Annotated in this window: 13 protein-coding genes; 9 read left to right on the plus strand and 4 right to left on the minus strand. The window is 49.7% G+C overall.

Translation table 11 applies throughout. The features are described from left to right. The first annotated feature begins 139 nt into the window (after nt 1–139). Nucleotides 140–787, plus strand: coding sequence for a hypothetical protein (locus tag IEX98_RS06585; RefSeq protein WP_188888150.1), 648 nt, complete (start codon nt 140–142; stop codon nt 785–787). 881 nt (nt 788–1,668) lie between these two features. Here IEX98_RS06585 and IEX98_RS06590 read toward each other — a convergent pair. Continuing rightward, nucleotides 1,669–1,869, minus strand: coding sequence for a hypothetical protein (locus tag IEX98_RS06590; protein ID WP_188888151.1), 201 nt, complete (start codon nt 1,867–1,869; stop codon nt 1,669–1,671). 75 nt (nt 1,870–1,944) lie between these two features. Here IEX98_RS06590 and IEX98_RS06595 point away from each other — a divergent pair, with 75 nt between their 5' ends. The 4 genes from IEX98_RS06595 to IEX98_RS06610 all read left to right on the plus strand — a co-directional run bounded on the left by IEX98_RS06595 (nt 1,945) and on the right by IEX98_RS06610 (nt 7,847). Next, complete coding sequence (locus tag IEX98_RS06595; RefSeq protein WP_188888152.1) at nt 1,945–2,853, plus strand: ABC transporter permease; 909 nt, start codon at nt 1,945–1,947, stop codon at nt 2,851–2,853. A 15-nt stretch (nt 2,854–2,868) separates the two neighbouring features. Further along, nucleotides 2,869–3,813: a carbohydrate ABC transporter permease gene (locus IEX98_RS06600; RefSeq protein ID WP_229692013.1), complete on the plus strand. Its 945-nt coding sequence runs from the start codon at nt 2,869–2,871 to the stop codon at nt 3,811–3,813. A 65-nt stretch (nt 3,814–3,878) separates the two neighbouring features. Then, nucleotides 3,879–5,438, plus strand: a complete 1,560-nt coding sequence (locus tag IEX98_RS06605) for a DUF3502 domain-containing protein (RefSeq protein WP_188888153.1) — start codon at nt 3,879–3,881, stop codon at nt 5,436–5,438. Between the two features lie 171 nt (nt 5,439–5,609). Continuing rightward, nucleotides 5,610–7,847 carry an AraC family transcriptional regulator gene (locus tag IEX98_RS06610; protein WP_188888154.1) on the plus strand — a complete coding sequence of 746 codons (2,238 nt, stop codon included), beginning with the start codon at nt 5,610–5,612 and terminating at the stop codon, nt 7,845–7,847. A 44-nt stretch (nt 7,848–7,891) separates the two neighbouring features. Here IEX98_RS06610 and IEX98_RS06615 read toward each other — a convergent pair whose 3' ends face one another. From IEX98_RS06615 to IEX98_RS06625, 3 genes are all read right to left on the minus strand, one after another. Then, nucleotides 7,892–9,244, minus strand: coding sequence for an MATE family efflux transporter (locus IEX98_RS06615; RefSeq protein WP_188888155.1), 1,353 nt, complete (start codon nt 9,242–9,244; stop codon nt 7,892–7,894). A 147-nt stretch (nt 9,245–9,391) separates the two neighbouring features. Further along, a complete protein-coding gene (locus IEX98_RS06620) occupies nt 9,392–9,847 on the minus strand; it encodes a MarR family winged helix-turn-helix transcriptional regulator (protein WP_188888156.1) in 456 nt (151 codons plus the stop codon). Between the two features lie 95 nt (nt 9,848–9,942). Continuing rightward, a complete protein-coding gene (locus IEX98_RS06625) occupies nt 9,943–10,851 on the minus strand; it encodes an AraC family transcriptional regulator (protein WP_188888157.1) in 909 nt (302 codons plus the stop codon). Between the two features lie 120 nt (nt 10,852–10,971). Between IEX98_RS06625 and IEX98_RS06630 the strand changes: the two genes are divergently transcribed. The 4 genes from IEX98_RS06630 (at nt 10,972) to IEX98_RS06645 (ending at nt 17,715) form a co-directional block, all read left to right on the plus strand. Beyond that, nucleotides 10,972–14,031 carry a glycoside hydrolase family 2 TIM barrel-domain containing protein gene (locus IEX98_RS06630; protein WP_308421756.1) on the plus strand — a complete coding sequence of 1,020 codons (3,060 nt, stop codon included), beginning with the start codon at nt 10,972–10,974 and terminating at the stop codon, nt 14,029–14,031. Between the two features lie 119 nt (nt 14,032–14,150). Further along, entirely contained in the window at nt 14,151–15,119 is a 969-nt protein-coding gene (locus IEX98_RS06635; RefSeq protein WP_188888158.1) for an ABC transporter permease, read from the plus strand. Between the two features lie 18 nt (nt 15,120–15,137). Continuing rightward, on the plus strand, nt 15,138–16,013 hold the full coding sequence (locus tag IEX98_RS06640; RefSeq protein WP_188888159.1) for a carbohydrate ABC transporter permease: 876 nt from the start codon (nt 15,138–15,140) through the stop codon (nt 16,011–16,013). Nucleotides 16,014–16,077: 64 nt separating this feature from the next. Then, nucleotides 16,078–17,715 carry an extracellular solute-binding protein gene (locus IEX98_RS06645; RefSeq protein ID WP_188888160.1) on the plus strand — a complete coding sequence of 546 codons (1,638 nt, stop codon included), beginning with the start codon at nt 16,078–16,080 and terminating at the stop codon, nt 17,713–17,715. Nucleotides 17,716–17,789 lie beyond the last annotated feature (74 nt).

The following is a 17,789-nucleotide window of genomic DNA, read 5'->3' on the forward strand; positions in this document are numbered from 1 at the left end:
TATAACATAGGAGGATGCTGGCAGACGGCTTGTGCAACAAATATAGCCTTTATTCGCGTCATGATAGGGATGAGATGCTCTACCACAGTATGGGACTCGCCAATTGTTTAATAGAAGGATTTTAAGGAGGAATTTATAGATGCCTTGGCCTATGGTGCATTTTGCGGTGGCGGAAGAAGTATGCACAGCGGAGCCTTCCCCTCATTTTTTACTAGGAAGCATAGCTCCAGACGCTATACATAGAAGGGAAGCGTCTACCCGAGAAGATAAAAAGTTTACTCATTTGTTCGAGTCCGGCAAATTCTCCACTATCGAGCGGCTTAAGGATAGATGCTTGCACTATTGGGTGCAAAATACTGATGCGGAGTGGAGGGATTTCGTGCGGGGCTATTTCGCTCACATCTACACTGACATAAAGTGGACGCAGACGTTGTACAGCCCATTCGCTATAGAATATCAGGGAGAGCGCGACGAAGCGAAACGCGTTTACTATAAAGAAGTGAGCCAACTGGAGTTTATTCTGCTGCGGAATGAAACTTGGGGAGCAAGTGCCCTTGAGCGATTGCGGCAAGCTTCCGGCTATGGCATCGAGCCGCTCGTCACACAGACGGAGGTGGAGCAATACCGGGACGACAAGCTGCAATGGTTTGCAGATCAGCATAATGAGCCGGGGATTGAGCTGGTTTTTTTTACGGAAGCTAAGGTCAAGCCATTCGCCAGCCAAACCGCAGCCGAGCTCCGTCAGTTCTATAAGGAATGGGGGATGGATAGCTCGACTGGCCTTTAATCGCGTTATCAGATTTTGACCGGCAAGTAGCTAAACAGGTTTTCTGTTTTTGCAAATGCGCAGTTTCACTTTTGGAGACAAGATGAACAAAATGCAAAAATACATTTTGATCAGCTATAAACAGCCCGAAACAGCCATCAAAATGCAAAAGTACATTTGAAATCGCTCAATTTCGCCCATTTGAAGCTGTTTAGCCCGATCAAACTGCACATTTACATTTTGATGCGAAATATCACCTATAATATGGGAATCAGCCTGCACTTTTGCATTTTGATAGGAAGGATATGCCCCACAACAAACCTGCTTCGCTAAACAGCGAAACAAAGTTCGCTATTACGACAACTGAATGTTAGCACTAGTGCTGCAGCGAACCAAATTTCGTTTTTGGAGAACGCAGCTTCGCCATTTGCGAAAATCTCTTCGCTAATGGCTGCAGGCTGCTTGATTCGGCATATTTAAAGTGAAATTTACGAACCACTCTTCGCTATATAGTTACCCCTGATAAATGCCTTGATTTTTTCAGGGGTAACTATATAGCGAACCAGGTTCGTTGTCCGTTCACATTGAGCAGTTTTGATAATTAGTTGAGGTATCAGAGTGCATGACTGCTTTTGGGTGTTTGTTTTGCAAGTATTCGCTTTAATACTTGCCTCGATAAGCATTGCTCAGCATTGCATAGAGCTTCATTAATTTATTTACTTTTCTTGTAAGATGTAATGGTGTGCGTGCGGGATAGGGTGAGCGGAGCGTTTTGAGTTCAGGATGACTTTGAGCAGATTCGGTCCATTATATTTATCGTGTTAGCGATGGGGGGAATGGAATCAAGCATGGCAGCATGAACCAAAACGCGCAGCGACCCCGGCTGTTCGGAACATACAGAGTTACTGATGCTGTATCGCATTCAAATCAAAGCGCCGCATTTGCAGCGCTTTTTTTGCTGCGTTCAACTGGCATAACGCACTAGCAGCTGCATACTGACCGCCAATCCGAGTTCCAAATCCGCGCATAAGTTTCATATCTGCTACCATTCCGAGTCCCAGAAGCGCGCAATCGCCCAATGTAGCAGGATTAGAACTATTCACAGCCGCTCCGATTCCTTATCGTTAGAGGCAGTTGGAGCCAACGTCAACGGAAATCTGGGAAGGAGCGATGCGCTCATGGGATTCATCAAAGAGATCATGAAAAATCGCCAGCTCTACACGCTGGCCATTCCAGGAATCGTATTTTTGGCCCTATTCTCCTACATTCCCATGTTCGGGCATTTGATTGCGTTCGAACGCTTTCAGCCTGTTAAAGGAATATGGGGGAGCGAGTGGGTGGGGCTGGACAACTTCAAGTTTTTTTTCGGGAGCCAGGATTGGCTGCGAGTAACGTTTAACACGGTATATCTAAACGCGTTGTTTCTTATATTCGGCATCGGAATTGCGCTGTTGCTCGCGATATTAATTAACGAAGCAACCTCGACGCTGCTGAAGAAAATAAGCCAGTCGCTTATTTTTCTCCCTTATTTCATCTCCTGGCTGGTCGTCAGTCTGATGATTATGGCGTTTATGAGCACGGACGGTTTATTGAACCAATGGCTCGGGCAACTGGGCATTTCGGAAGTTAACTGGTATCAGAACGCCAAGCTATGGCCGATTATACTGACGCTAGTCTATGTGTGGAAGTTTTCCGGCTATTATTCCGTAATCTTTATGGCTGCAATCGTCGGCATCTCAAATGAGTACTACGAATCGGCGAGAATCGACGGTGCGACGCGGCTGCAGCAAATCCTTCATATTACGATTCCGTCGATTCGATCGGTCATCGTCGTGCTTCTATTGCTGGGCGTCGGCCGGATCTTCTTCGGAGACTTCGGGATGATCTACGGCATCATCGGCGACAACTCGATTCTATTCCCGACGACGGACGTTATCGATACGTATTCGTTCCGGGCACTGCGTCAGCTGGGCAACTTCGGAATGTCATCAGCGGTCGTCCTGTATCAGTCGATTATGGGCATTGCAGCCATCCTCATCTTCAATAAAATCGCCAAAAAAATCGATCCCGAATCGAGACTGTTCTAGGAGGTAGCTTAGCTTATGACGAACCCATCCATGCCTGTAACCAAAGACAAGCCGAAGCCGAAGATGAAGCGGAACAAAATTAAGAATGACCAATCGTTTGGGGAAAAAGCATTCCTTACTTTCACGTACCTCATCATCGTGGTGTTTAGCGCCGTCTGCGTCATCCCGTTCTGGATCGTACTAGCTGATTCCTTCGCCTCAGAGGCCAGCTTCTTGAAGAACGGCTATCAGCTGCTCCCTAGCGAATGGAGCCTGGACGCCTACATTTATTTGCTGCAAGGCAGCCAGCTGCTAACGAGCTATAAAAACTCGCTGATCGTTGCCATTGTAGGCACGCTGCTGGCGGTCGCCATTACTGCGATGTTTGCCTACGTCATTGCACATCCGAGAGTGAAATACCGCAACGTGCTTGCGTTTCTGACTTATCTCGCGATGGTGCTTGGCGGCGGATTAGTCGGTTTCTATATTATGATCGCCAACTGGCTGCATCTGAAAGATAGTATCTGGGCGCTCATTCTGCCATACCTCATGAACCCGTTCTATGCGTTCATTCTGGTCGCCTTCTATAAATCACTGCCTTACGAGATCAACGAGGCGGCGACGATTGACGGAGCAGGAGACATCAAGCTATTTTTCAAAATCATACTTCCGATCTCGACGCCGGTTATCGCGACCGTATCGCTCTTTTACGCCATCCTGTATTGGAATGACTGGTATTTGTCGCTGCTCTTCATCGATGACCATAATCTGCATCCGCTGCAGCTGATGATTCGTCAGTTAATCTCGAATCTCAACGTAGCCGCCTATGTCGGCGGGGGCGCAAGCTACCAGGTATCGGCACCATCCAACTCGATTCAGCTGGCAACGGTATGCTTAACTATTGGTCCTATCGTCCTGCTCTATCCGTTCCTGCAAAAATATTTCGTCAAAGGTATTACGATCGGCGCTGTTAAGGGCTGATATAGGCTTGATTTATCCGAGTTTCTCGGTTAAATATAACAATAGATACAGGAGGTCATGTGACAATGAGAACGAAAAAAGGAATTGCCGCTATTCTCTCCATTATTATGCTCGTAGGTTTGCTCGCCGCTTGCTCCGGCAAGACAGAAAACAATGCTCCGTCTGCTAGCCCCGATGGTGCAGCTGCTCCGGAAGCAAGCACAAAGCTGGACCCTGTAACGCTGAAAATTATGATTCCCGGCGACCGCCCGAGAGATTTTGATGCGGTTGTAGCGGAAGCGGAAAAACGGATGGCCGGCACTTTGAACGTGAAGCTGGACGTCGTATTTGTACCTTGGGCCGATCTGGCACAAAAAACGCAAGTGACGCTGTCCTCCGGCGAGAATATCGACCTGATTTTTGATGCGCCATGGCTTCACATTACCCAGCAAATCGCTGCAGGCAGCTATGCGCCGCTTGACGATCTGCTTCAGCAATACGGACCGAATATATTGAAAAACCGTCCGCAAGCCATGTGGGACGCCAATAAATTTGACGGTAAAATTATGGGCATTCCGAATGGTATTACGTTCGTGCAAGGCCGTGTCTACTACGTCAGGAAGGATATCCGCGAGCAGCTTGGCATCGCGCCGATCCAAACCTATGATGACCTGATGAAGTTTGCCTATGCGGTGAAGGAAAAGGTGCCAAATATGACACCAATGATCCCAGCCGGTCAGGATGTAACAAAGGGATTGTCGGAAGCCTCCTTCCGCCATTATTGGAAGGACAATACGGCGAACATTACGCCTAGCCCGGCGTTGTCGGAATCGCTCGTCCTGTACACGAAGAACAACGACGGTAAAGTGTACAACTTATTCGACGAGATGGAGCCGATGGTATGGTCGTGGATCGAGAATTCCCGCAAGCTGTATCAGGATAAAATCATCCACCCGGATGTGCTCGCAATTAAGGATACGGGCGAGCTGGCGAAGCAAGGGAAAGCCGCCATTATTCCGAACAATGATTTCGGCGTGAAAAATGATGTGCAGCAAGCGCTCAAGAGCGTAGATCCTAACGCAGAATTCGAAGCCGTAACGCTAATGAATCTGGATAAAGGCGCTGTGCTGACCAATGCACTGCAATACAATTTCATCAGCGTACCAGCCGTGAGTAAAAACAAAGAGCGTGCCATTCAGTTCCTGGACTGGGCGAACCAGAAGGAAAACTATGACCTGCTCGCATACGGTGTGGAAGGCAAGAACTGGGAAGCGGTCGGCGACGACCAGTACAAGTTTTTGAATGACGGGTATACGTGGTTCCCGTTCGCCTGGATTTGGAATCCGGCGACCGATCGTCAAGATGCCGGACAAGATGATGTGACCAAGCAGTTGAATCAGTGGGGAGCGGACGTTAACAACTTCACGCTCGATAAGCTTGCTGGCTTCACTTTCAACAATACGGCAGTCGTGAACGAGATATCCCAGTACACCAGCATTGAAGCCAAGTACTATACCGCAATGTTCAACGGCGTTGTGGAACCAAATGAGTATTGGGCGAAATTCAAAGCGGAAGCAGCGCCGCTGGCGAAAAAAATTCAGAACGAACTGCAAAAGCAGATCGACGCGTTTCTCGCTGCGAAATAATTAAAAACTTAGCGCGACTCCAGTCTTTATAAGGCTGGAGCCGCGTTTTTTGACGTTGTCGGAGGCAGCTACTAGCGGATTTGATACCTCATAATCAAAATTCGAACAACCTGAATTGCAAAATATATGTTTTAATGAATGGGAACAAGAACAGGAGAAGGGGAGTTCGGATTGCGACGACTGCTGCCTAAGAAAACATACATTCGAAATTTTCTAATTATCGGAATTTTGTTCACCATCATCATTCTTCTGTTTTCTTATTTATTGAGACAGCAATATGCGAATCAGGCTTACGACGATGTGAATCATCTGATGGAGATTAAGACGACCAGCGTCAGTCAAAGCTTTGAGTATCAATTGGATCATCTGCGTGCTTATGCGCTCACGATCTATCAGGACCCTGAAATTTTCAACTGGCTGATGTCGGAAGACGGCGATCCGCTGGTTATGTCCTCGGCGTTGAAGTCGGTATCCAAGTTTATGAGCCTGCAGTCCTTCATCGACTCGACTTATTTGGTCAACATGAAGTTGGAGAAAGTCATTCATTCCAGAGATGGAATCCATACGTTTACGGATTTCATGGATCAGGATATGCTGGATCAGCTGCAGCATCATCCGCCTTCCACCTTGCGGTTTTTCAACCATACGAATAAAACCGGCTCTTACCTTGCGCTTATTGCGCCTGCCTATTATTCCAAAGTGGCCAGCCAGGGATATATCGTCATTTTATTGGACAAAAGTCTGCTGGAAAAATATTTGCTGCAAAATTTAAATGATTCGACGACGAGCATCATGGTGCTGGACGGGGATCAGAACGTCATTCTCGGCGGCTCAGACGACTTAGACGTCAAGCAATTGATCACACAAAACGCACAAGTGAATGATAACAATAGATATTTAATTCATTCTCATGCGTTTAATATTGAAGATTGGAAGCTTTATTCCACCGTTAAAGTAAAGGACATTAGCAAAAATATCGATAAAATCATGTTTAGGATGTACGGCATGTGCTTCTTCCTGCTGCTCATACTATCGGCTTTGACGTATTGGAATTCACGCCGTCAGTTTATGCCGATCAGCCAGCTTGCGGGGCAAATCCGCAAAACCGTCGCCACTGGTGCTGCGAATGCCGAGCAAAGCTCTAATTCGGAATTTGCCATTATTAAAACCGGCGTGGACCATATGGTAAAGACGATGGAAGAGATGAACAGCATGATCCGCAATCATCAAGAGGTTGTCAAAAATGAGGTGCTGCGGCAATGGCTGCTGCAGGGCACCTACAATAACGCTATTCAGGAGCTTGGCAACGGGAACGTATCGCAATTGCTGGCGGGTAATATCCGGCTGGCCGTCATCCGGATCAACCGGTTCCAATCGTTTTCGGAGCGGTATGCCTATGCTTCCAGAAAGCTTCTCTTGTATGCGATGGGCAATATTGCAGGAGAGACGCTGGGCAATCAAGGCTTCGTTACCGAAAATGTCGATCTCGGCAGCGATCATCTCGTCATTCTGATCGGGGGAGGCACAGCGGATCAGAACCCGGCTCCTGCTCTAGAGGAAGCTCGGTTAGCCATCGACAAATGGCTTCATATCCAGGTGACGGCGGCGGTCAGCCATCAGACGGCGATCGACGAAAATATGCGCAGCTTGTATGATCGCGTCTGCGATCTGACGCTGCTGCGGTTTTTCGAGACGGAGGAGAAGGTTTACGTCGAGGGAGATCTGGGCGACTATTTGCCGGAGCGGCAGTGGGATTTGGACGAGAGCCGGATTCAGAAGCTGATCCAGGCGGTCCGCAAATCGCAGAAGGAGCAGGTGCGCGAGCAGCTTGATCTTATTTTCGGCCAACTGCAAAGCTTGCCTTATTCGGAATGTCAGTTCCAACTGAAGCTATTGTTCTTCTATATTGTGAAAGCGTTTAACAAGGTGATGGGTGAGCAGGAGCAAGGCGGCGTTGATCTGCTGCTGCAAAAATTTGATACGCTGATGGATGTCCGGGATTGGCTCGATAATCAGTTCATGCGGCTGATCGACAATGTGGCGCAAAGCCATACCGCCTCCAACCGCAAGGAGGAGCTGGCGGCGGAAATTTTCGACTACGTGAAGCGGCATCTTCATGATCCGATGCTGACGCTGGAGAGCATTGCCGATTACTTGGTGCTTTCCGTCAGCTATGTTCGATTGGTGTTCAAGGAGACGTATCTCATTACGCTGTCTGGTTTCATTCATCAGGAGCGGCTGGAGCAGGCGAAGCAGCTGCTCGTATCGACGGATTGGCCTGTACTCGACATAGCGGAGAGATCCGGCTTCCAGTCGAAAACGACGTTCTTCACCTCGTTCAAGAAATATACAGGGCTGACGCCGAACCAATTCCGCGAGCAAAATAGCAATACCGGTACAGATTTTTAAAGCTGTGCCGGCTGCTGGAAAGCAAGCCGCTGCTTAACTATATATTATTGCGCCAGCTGCTCTAAATCCGGCTGCAGTTTATTCCGCAGCACATAGAGCATGACCGCCCCGACGAGGAAGGCAACCGCATCCGCTATGACGAGCGACCAGACAACGCCGTGGAAGCCATTCAACAGATTCGCGAGATACAGAACAGGGATGAGCGTCACACCTTGCACAATTGACATGACGAAGGCGGCTGTTCCTTGACCCGTCGCTTGGAAAATTCCCGTGAAGAGCGTTGTCGTCCCCGAAATGAATAGAGACAAGAAGGTGACATGCAGGATATAGCTGCCTAGTTCAATCATTTGCGGGTCGTTCGTGAAAAAGCCGATCAGATGATCCGAAGTAAAATAGACGATAACGCCGAAGACAACAGCCAAAGCGGCAACGATCTTGATCGTAAAGCTGATCGTTTTCTTCATCCGCAGCTTATTCGCAGTGAAGGAAAAGGCGATAAGCGGCACAACGCCTTCACATAGCCCCATCAGTATAAATTCAGGGAGCTGCAGGAGCCGTGATGAAATGCCGTATCCAGCAACGGCTTGATCGCCATATTCGATAAGGTAATGGTTGAAGATAAGTCCCATTGCACCTAGAAAAATGCTCATAATAAATACGGGAACGCCAATTTTGAGGATGTTGCTTATAATTTCTTTTGATGCTTTGAACCATTTCAACGATACACTGAGAAATGCACTTTTTCTTCCTATATAGATAGCGAAGAAGACGCTTGCCGCCACGTTGGAAATGACAGTTGCTATTGCAACGCCCATCACATCACCATGCAAAACAAAGATCACGAATGCATCAAGCATAATATTGACGATAACGCTTAGAATCATCCCGATCATGGAGATGATTGCGGACCCTTCAGCACGGACAATATTCTCCAGAGTGAAAAATAAAACGACAAACGGAGAACCGATGAGCATTACGGTGACATAGTCTTTAGTGAATGCAAAGGAGCCGGCCGTAGACCCGAGTCCATGAACAATCTGGTCGATTAATGGCAGTCCGGCAAGCATTAACAATAAACCGAGAACAAGACTGGAATAAAAGGCGAAGGAGGACACGTGCTTCACTTTATCATAGCTTTTCTCGCCTAATAATCGGGATATGAACGTACCTGCGCCCATGCCGATCAGATTGCCCAAAGCCATAATCGCTGCGAACAACGGCAGGGTAAGAGCCAGCGTTGTTAGCATTTCGGTATTGTGTAACGTGCCAAGGAAATAAGCGTTAAGGATAGAGTAAATAACACTCATCGACATACCGAGCATCATCGGAACAGCGAAATGAGCGATCGCTTTATAAATCGGTGCTTTTTCGAAATAATGGAGGTTATCCGTTTCCATGCGGGTCACCACTTTCTTAGGTTTGGAATGTATTGTTTACTCTTCATTACTTAGAATTCTAAGTAAATGGTTAGAGTTCTAACTATATATCGATCATAACCCCTTTGCTTCATTCGGAAGCTAGGGGACTACGAGAATTTGCGGGAATTAACGTCTGTGGTCAAAAGTTATCTTATCTTCATTGATATTGTCTTCGATGCGTTCAAGAAATCTAAACAGCAGGTTTGCTTCATCGGGTGTAAAGCCGTTCAGCAGCGTATGCTCAAACTGTTCAAAATATTGATCAAACGCTCCGACAAGCTCTTTCCCGGCGGGGGTTACACGCAGTAGCTTGCGGCGCTCATCCTTCGGATCAGCCTTCCGCACGACTAGAGCCTTCTTCTCCAAATTGTTGACCAGACTGCTGATCGAGGAGCCCTTGCGGTTGAAGCTGTTTTCTAAATCCTTCTGGGAAAGTCCGCCTTCTTCATGTCCATCAATGTACCGGATCGCCAGTCCCTGCTCTATCGTAAGCCCTAGCGACTCCAGCTTTTTATCGGCGCTGATCTTCATCATTAGGCCAATCATACGAAACTGATGCTGCAGGTTGCGCTCTTGCTGCATGCTTATCACCTTCAATCTGATCGATTCGTTAGAGTGCTAACTAAATATAACGTGACGGATTTTGTTTGTCAAATCGTTTTTCTTTACAGCTGCTTTCAAGGACTAGCTGTCGTCTTTTGCTGACCGCCTAAACCGGCTACAAATGCCGAAGGCGTTGCGCCAAACGTTCTGCGAAACAGGCGGGTGAAATAAACCGGCTCCATCCCGACATGAGCGGCTGCTTGCCGGATCGTCATTTCCGGATGCCGTTCCAGCAGCTGGATGGCGGTATGCAGCCGAATTCGCTGCAAATATTGAAGCGGCGTCGTGTCCAGCGATTCTCGGAACAAGCGGGTAAGCTGTTTGGGCGAATAGCCGACATGAGCGGACAGCTCGGTTACTGTAATCGGCCGCTGCAAATGGTCTTGAAGAAAACGAGTGGCCTGACTGACGACCGAATGGGGGTAACGCGACGCTTTAGACGTCTCTGGGAGCTTCCCGGCAGAGCCTTCTTTCGGCACAGTCTGACGTTTGATCTCCAGACAAAAGGCGAACAACAGCTCTGCTGCCCTCCAAGGATCATAGTCGGGCCCTGAATACTGCCAGATCTGGTGCAGAAGTTCATACAGCCGCCCCGTCTCCTGCAGCTCGGAACGTAAGAACGCAGCACCGAAGCCGTATTGCTCCAGCAGGCCGTAACTTTGCTCGACAAACGTAACATAGCCGATCATCCAGGGCTCCTCACCGATTGGGCCGTACTCATGGGGCAGCCCTTCGGGAATATAAAGGAGCGTCCCCGGAGGAACGAGGCTCCATTGATCAGAATTCGAGCCGGAATCGGAATCCGAGTTCAACAGCCGAAAGTGGCCAGTCCCGGAAAAGGTGAAAAAAAACTGATGGGCCGAATAGCCCTCCAGACGTGTCATCAGCGGCTGATTTTCCGTTCCGACCGTATACACCACAAACGGTATTCCGGGGTCCATAGGTATGGAGGATAGATTGCTTCGAAGCTGTAAAATGTTCATGCATTCACCTCGAATGTCCGTTTTGTACTAGATGTTGTTCGCTTTGGTATCTAGGAGAGTGGTGCTTGTGATTTTATAATTTTAGCATAGGCAACTGATTATACAAGCTGGAAAGCGAGCGTGAGCGATTTGTTCAAGAACAATCCTTATTGGGAAGACTTAAATGTACTGGAAGTGAACAGGGAGAAGGCCAGAGCTGCTTATATCCCTTATGCGGATGCCGCAAGCGCCAAATCTGGCGTAAGAGGCCGCTCGCCTTACTATCAGACCCTGAACGGCAATTGGAAATTTCAATATCACGAGACGGTTCATGCCGTAGAGGACGGCTTCTATGCGGAAGGTGCAGATGTGGACGGCTGGGATGATCTGCTTGTTCCATCCTGCTGGCAGCTTAAAGGGTATGACCAGCTTCATTATACGAATGTAAATTACCCGTTTCCTTGCGATCCGCCGTTTGTGCCGGATGCCAATCCTGCCGGTCTCTATGTGAGAGATTTTAATGTACGGGAGCCATGGTCGGACAAACGCCAATATATCGTTTTCGAAGGCGTCAATTCCTGCTTTTATCTATGGGTAAACGGCCAGTTTGTCGGCTATAGTCAAGGCAGCCGGGTTCCGGCTGAATTTGATCTGACGGACTATCTGCGGCCGGGCAGCAACCGGCTAGCGATGATGGTGCTGAAATGGTGCGATGGCACTTATCTGGAGGATCAGGATGCGTGGCGTTACTCCGGCATTTTCCGGGATGTGTATTTGTTGGCCCGTGAACAGTCGCATGTAAGCGACGTCTTCGCAAGACAGCAGCTTGCGGAGGATTACCGCTCAGCTCAGCTTGTAGTAGAGCTGGAGACGAAGGGAAGCGGCCCTGTCGGGACGAAAGCAGAGCTGCTGGATGCCGGAGGCAAGGTTGTCGCTTCTGCTTTGGGAGCTGTGGACGGCCAAGGCAGTCTGGTGCTTTCACTAGACCAGCCGACTCTATGGAATGCAGAGCGCCCCTACCTGTACCAGCTTCTCGTATATGGCGGCGGAGAGGTCATTCGCTTTCCGGTCGGCTTCCGCCGTATTGCAATCGAGGGCGGTGTGTTCCGTATCAATGGTCAAGCTGTAAAGCTGAAAGGGGTGAATCGGCATGATTCTCACCCTGAGCTAGGCCAGACGATTCCGGTCGCGCATATGCGACAAGATTTGGAGCTGATGAAGCAGCACAATGTGAATACGATTCGGGCCTCGCATTATCCGAATGATCCGCGCTTCCTCGATCTGTGCAATGAATATGGCTTCTATGTCATCGATGAAGCCGATCTCGAATGCCACGGCATGGGCATCGCCGAGAGCTGGGCGGATGGAGCCGTGCATAAGCTGTCCGCGAATCCGGACTGGCGTCCAGCATTCATCGACCGGGCGCGGCGGATGGTGGAGCGCGACAAGAACCAGCCTTGCGTCATCATTTGGTCGATGGGCAATGAATCCGGCTATGCGGAGAATCATATCGCTATGGCGGAATGGACGAAGGGGCGCGACGACTCACGGCCGATTCATTACGAGGGAGCGGCGCCAATCAACAAAGGGCTGGACAATGATGATTGTCTGGACATGGTGAGCCGGATGTACGCATCGCCAGCCGAGATGAAGGCTTACGGCGAGGACGAAAGTCTTAATAAGCCGGTGTTCCTGTGCGAATACAGCCATGCGATGGGCAACGGTCCCGGCGATTTGCAAGATTACTGGGAGCTGATTTACCGCTATCCGAAGCTGATGGGCGGCTGCGTCTGGGAGTGGTGCGATCATGGCATCGCGACGGTAACAGCCGACGGCAAACCATTTTTCGCTTATGGCGGAGACTTCGGCGATAAACCAAATGACGGCAACTTCTGCATCGACGGTCTGGTCACGCCGGACCGGATTCCGCATACGGGCCTGCTGGAATTGAAACAGGTGATTGCGCCGGTTCGGATTGACGGGCATGACTTGCAGTCCGGCGTTGTAAGGATTGCCAATCTCTATGACTTTATCGACCTTTCTCATCTTGCGATTCGCTGGAAGGTAGAGCAGGACGGGAAAATCCTGCAGCAAGGCACCGTCTGGCAGCTGGAAGCAGGACCGCATGGAGAGCAGCTTCTTCAGCTTCCTTACAACTTCCCGCCTAAGGGAGCGGGCTCACAGCTGCTGACCCTGTCTTGCTGGACGAAGGAAGAGACGATTTGGGCGGAAGCTGGCCACGAAATTATGTTCAAGCAATTTGAGCTTGCGGCTGCAGCTTCTGAGGAGCAACCAGCGGAGGCACTGACAGACAGCGCAATGCATTGGCCTGTACAGGCTGCAGAGAACGATAAACAACTGACAATCGAAGGCTTCGATTTCCGTTATGTTTTTGATCTGCAAGGCGGTGCTTTCGTTTCGCTGCACAAGAATGGAGTTCCTATGCTGGCAGCTCCTTCGGCCATTAGCATTTGGCGGGCGCCAACAGACAATGACATGCAGGAGAAGAAGCTGTGGACGGACCAGGGGCTGGATCGGGCCCAGATGAAGGTGTACGGGGCAGAATGGTCGTTATCGGGCGATCAGACGGTGAAGATTGCCGTTCAATTTTCCCTTGGCGGCTATATCCGTCATCCTTATTTGCACGGAGAAGTGTTATGGAGCATCGGTTCATCCGGGGTCATTGAGCTGTCGGTAAACGTTAAGGTGCGCGAGGATTTGACGTTCTTGCCGAGATTTGGCCTGCGGCTGACGATGCCGGAGGGCATGGAGCAAGTCGAATATGCCGGCTACGGTCCGCATGAGAGCTACATCGACAAGAGGCAGAGCGTTCGTAAAGGCGTGTACCGGCTCACGGTCGATGAGATGTTCGAGGACTACATTATGCCGCAAGAGAACGGCTCCCGGTACGGTACGGAATGGTCGGTTGTCACGAATGCGCTGGGTATGGGGCTGGCGTTCCATGCACCTGAGGCGTTCTCGTTCCACGCGGGTCATTTTACACCGGAGGACTTGACTGCTGCACTGCACTCCCATGAGCTGAAGAAGCGGAAGGAGACGATCGTCCATCTCGATTATGCGATGAGCGGTGTAGGCTCCGCGTCCTGCGGGCCGCAGCTTCTGGAGCAATATCAGCTCAATGAGAAGCAATTCGAGTTCAAGCTTGGAATCATTCCTGTTTTCCAGGAGGACGAGAAATAAATAAGACTTTTACCCTGCTATAAGGTCCTTCACTCCGGTGTTCCTCCCCTCTAATTAACGGTAAATTTATAATGTAATCTTTATTAGCTGCCGGCTAGGAGAGGATAGGAGGAGACCGGATGAGACAGGCGACTGCCGAAATGCCCGGAGCAACGAAAGCAAAACCGGCTGTACGCGGGGGCGTCAACCTATTGGCAAGGAGAGTATGGAAATATAAGCTGCTTTATGTGCTGCTGATTCCGGCAGTGTTGTGGGTATTGCTGTTCGATTACCTTCCGCTGTACGGAATCAGCATCGCATTTACCGACTTTAACGCCATTCAAGGACTTTCCGCTAGCAAATGGGTGGGATTCAAATACTTTGAGATGTTGTTTGAATCGGAGATGTTCCGCAACGCGTTCCGAAATACGCTGATCATCAGCCTCTATAAGATGATAAGCGGCTTTATTTGCCCGATATTGTTAGCGCTTGCATTAAACGAAATTCGAACGGCCTGGTTCAAAAAAACGCTGCAAACCGCCGTTTATTTACCCCGGTTCGTCTCATGGGTCGTGTATGGCGGCATTATCACGATTCTGCTGTCACCAGAGACGGGAATTATTAACAAGGTCATCGCTTTCTTTGGCGGAGACCCGGCTTACTTGCTAGTGGAGCCCGCCTATTTTCGCGCCATACTCGTTATTACAGATGCGATGAAGGAAATGGGCTGGGCAGCCATCATTTACATCGCGGCTATCGCCGGGCTTAACCCGGAGGTGTACGAAGCGGCCATTATGGATGGCGCCAGCCGGTTCCAGCGCATTATCCGCATTACGCTGCCGGGCATTACAAGCACCATCATCGTCATCTTCATTCTCAGAGTCGGTTATATCATGAGCGCAGGGCTGGATCAGGTTATTAACCTGTACAATCCGATGGTCTTCGAGGTAGGGGACATTCTCGATACGTACATCTACCGCGTCGGCATCGAGCAATTCAGCTTGAGCTTGGCTGCCGCAGCCGATGTGATCAAAGGCGTGATCGGACTTGTCATGGTGCTGGTCGCCAACCATATCGCCAAGCGCATCAATGATTCCGGTATTTTCTGACGAGGGGAGAGAGAGCGAATGAAGCTTTCGAAAGGCGAGAAAGTGTTTGTATCCGGCAATTATATTGTTTTAACGATTTTGACCATCATTATTGTGCTTCCGTTCTGGTACGTCATTTCCGTATCGGTTACGCCTTATTCGATCTTTAGCTCGAAGGATGGCATGGTGTTGTTCCCGAGCACGATCAGCTTTGATTATTATGAGTATTTGCTCAAAAAGGGCTCGATGATCTATACCTCTTACGGGAATACGATCCGCAATACGGCGGGCGGCGTAGCACTTGCCCTGTTCCTGACCGTAACGGCGGCGTATGCGCTGGCGGAGAAAAGGCTGCCTGGCCGAAAAATACTCGTTCTGTTCTTCGTCTTCACGATGCTGTTCAGGGGCGGGATGATCCCAACCTATATTACGATCAAAGAGCTGGGGCTCCTCAATACGAACTATGTGCTGATTCTCATTATGGCTTTCAGCGCCTTCAACATGATCATTATGAAATCTTTCTTTGAAGCCATTCCGGAAAGCTTGCGTGAATCGGCAGCTATTGACGGGGCATCAGAATTCAGAATATTGTGGCAAATCGTTCTTCCGCTGTCCTTGCCGGTTATCGCAACGGTTGGATTGCTGTATCTGGTCGTCTACTGGAATGATTTCTTCAACGCCATGCTGTATGTGACGGATTGGCATAAAGCGCCGGTGCAGCTCGTTCTCCGAACGATTATCGCCAGCTCCAGCTTGCCGCCGGAATTGCTGGAGCAAGCAGGCTCCGCTCCGCCTCCGACCATCGGCATTCAGATGGCGGCGATCGTTATCGTGGCGCTGCCAATGCTGATCATCTACCCGTTCGTTCAGCGCTTTTTTGAACAGGGCATGCTGATCGGTTCCGTTAAGGGTTAGAACTTTGGTTTATCCCCAACAGGGTAAATATAATCAAGCGAATCTAAGAGGAGGTCAGTGGTACATGTTAAAGACAAAAAAAGCAGGCGTGTTCGCCGCATTATTGGCAGGGATCATGATGGTGACAGGCTGCAGCGGATCAAATAACGGAGGCCCGTCCGCATCACCGGCGTCTTCGCCCGCAGCAACGGAGACGGCTTCGGCATCACCGGAGGCGGAAGCGCCATACACGTTCAAATGGTTGAAGGCACAGGACATCTCCAAGCCGTATGACCCGGCGAAGGACGTAGTCAAGCAAGCGATCGAGGAAAAGCTCAACATTAAGATTATCCCGGAGATGGTCGATGTTCAGCAGTACAAAACGAAGCTTAATCTGAAAATGTCCAGCGGCGACATTCCGGACGTTGTCCGCATCGATTTTGTCGATGACTTCCAGAAGTATGCGCAGCAAGGCGCGTTTGTTGATCTGACGGATCTCATCAACGAGCAGGACACGCCGAACATTATGCGTGAAGTGCCGAAGGAAGTATTCGAGCAAGCCAAAGTGAACGGCAAAATTTACGGTATCCCTTATCAAGGCGGACCGGGAGCGGGCTATCGCTGGGATCTGGTGATGCGTAAGGATTATCTGGAGTCAATCGGCACACAAACGCCGCAAACGCTCGATGAGTATTACAATGCGCTCAAAAAAATAAAAGCAGAGAAGAAGGACGTAATTCCTCTCGGCGGCTATACAGCGCAAATCGGGGAGCAAAAATACGCCAACAACTCCTTTGACCATATTTTCGGTGCGTTTGGCGTAACGCCGGGCTTCTTTACAGAGACGGATGGCAAATTCAGCAATTATGATATCGATCCCCGAATGAAAGATGCTTTGCTGTTCCTGCAAAAAATGTACGCCGAAGGCTTGATCGACAAGGAGTTTGCGACGATCAAGGAAGAGCAGCTGCGTACGAAGCTGTACAACGGCAAATTGTTCTCTTGGATGGGTTGGTGGTCGACGGCCAATGGCTACGACACGATGGTAGAGACGAGCGAGCTGGTTAAGAAAGGCGAGCTGGCGGCTGACGGCACGCTGCCGGATCAAAGCACCGAGCCTTACAAATATTTGACGCTGACAGGTTCGCTTGTTGGAGCCGATGGTACGGCAGTAGCGCCAATGGGTGCGCCATTCTCGCAAATAAACGCGATCAGCGCGAAAACGAAAGATCCGAAAAAAGTGCTTGCGATCATTGAAGAATCGCTGTCGGAAGAGAATCAAATGCTGACGGTATGGGGCATTGAAGGCGCCGACTACAAGCTGGAGAACGGCCTGCTGAAATCGGTAACCGATCTGGTTGATCCGCAGACGATGCAGGATAAGGACGGCAACTTCCGCGGCATTCAAAGCTACTTGTTCGCTCCTGGCTTGAAAGGCTGGCCGCGTTATTTGGAATCGCTGCCGCTGAGAGCCTCCGAGGCGCTTGATGTAGCGATCAACAACAAGTACCAAATTACGGACGCCTCCAACTATTTGGAATCGCCGACGAAGATCGCCAAGCTCGTGGAGCTGAACACGATGCGCGACTCCGTATTTACACAGATCATCATGGGTGCGGACATCAAAAAATTCGACGAGTTTACCGTCAAATGGAAGTCCCAAGGCGGGGATCAAATTTTGAAGGAGCTGGAAGAATCGTTTAAGAAAAAGGCGGGCAACTAAAACGTCTTGCAATCCGAATCGCTTTAGCCTCCTTCCGTACTGCAATTGCAGGCGGAAGGAGGCTCTTTGACCAA

The sequence above is a fragment of the Paenibacillus radicis (ex Gao et al. 2016) genome, from assembly GCF_014641555.1.
Classification (GTDB): domain Bacteria; phylum Bacillota; class Bacilli; order Paenibacillales; family Paenibacillaceae; genus Pristimantibacillus; species Pristimantibacillus radicis.

Bases quoted from the DNA above. Each gene is read 5' to 3' on its own strand.
- IEX98_RS06585 (WP_188888150.1), top strand. From the start codon at position 140: ATGCCTTGGCCTATGGTGCATTTTGCGGTGGCGGAAGAAGTATGCACA.
- IEX98_RS06595 (WP_188888152.1), top strand. From the start codon at position 1,945: ATGGGATTCATCAAAGAGATCATGAAAAATCGCCAGCTCTACACGCTG.
- IEX98_RS06600 (WP_229692013.1), top strand. From the start codon at position 2,869: ATGACGAACCCATCCATGCCTGTAACCAAAGACAAGCCGAAGCCGAAG.
- IEX98_RS06605 (WP_188888153.1), top strand. From the start codon at position 3,879: ATGAGAACGAAAAAAGGAATTGCCGCTATTCTCTCCATTATTATGCTC.
- IEX98_RS06615 (WP_188888155.1), bottom strand. From the start codon at position 9,244: ATGGAAACGGATAACCTCCATTATTTCGAAAAAGCACCGATTTATAAA.
- IEX98_RS06620 (WP_188888156.1), bottom strand. From the start codon at position 9,847: ATGCAGCAAGAGCGCAACCTGCAGCATCAGTTTCGTATGATTGGCCTA.
- IEX98_RS06625 (WP_188888157.1), bottom strand. From the start codon at position 10,851: ATGAACATTTTACAGCTTCGAAGCAATCTATCCTCCATACCTATGGAC.
- IEX98_RS06635 (WP_188888158.1), top strand. From the start codon at position 14,151: ATGAGACAGGCGACTGCCGAAATGCCCGGAGCAACGAAAGCAAAACCG.
- IEX98_RS06640 (WP_188888159.1), top strand. From the start codon at position 15,138: ATGAAGCTTTCGAAAGGCGAGAAAGTGTTTGTATCCGGCAATTATATT.
- IEX98_RS06645 (WP_188888160.1), top strand. From the start codon at position 16,078: ATGTTAAAGACAAAAAAAGCAGGCGTGTTCGCCGCATTATTGGCAGGG.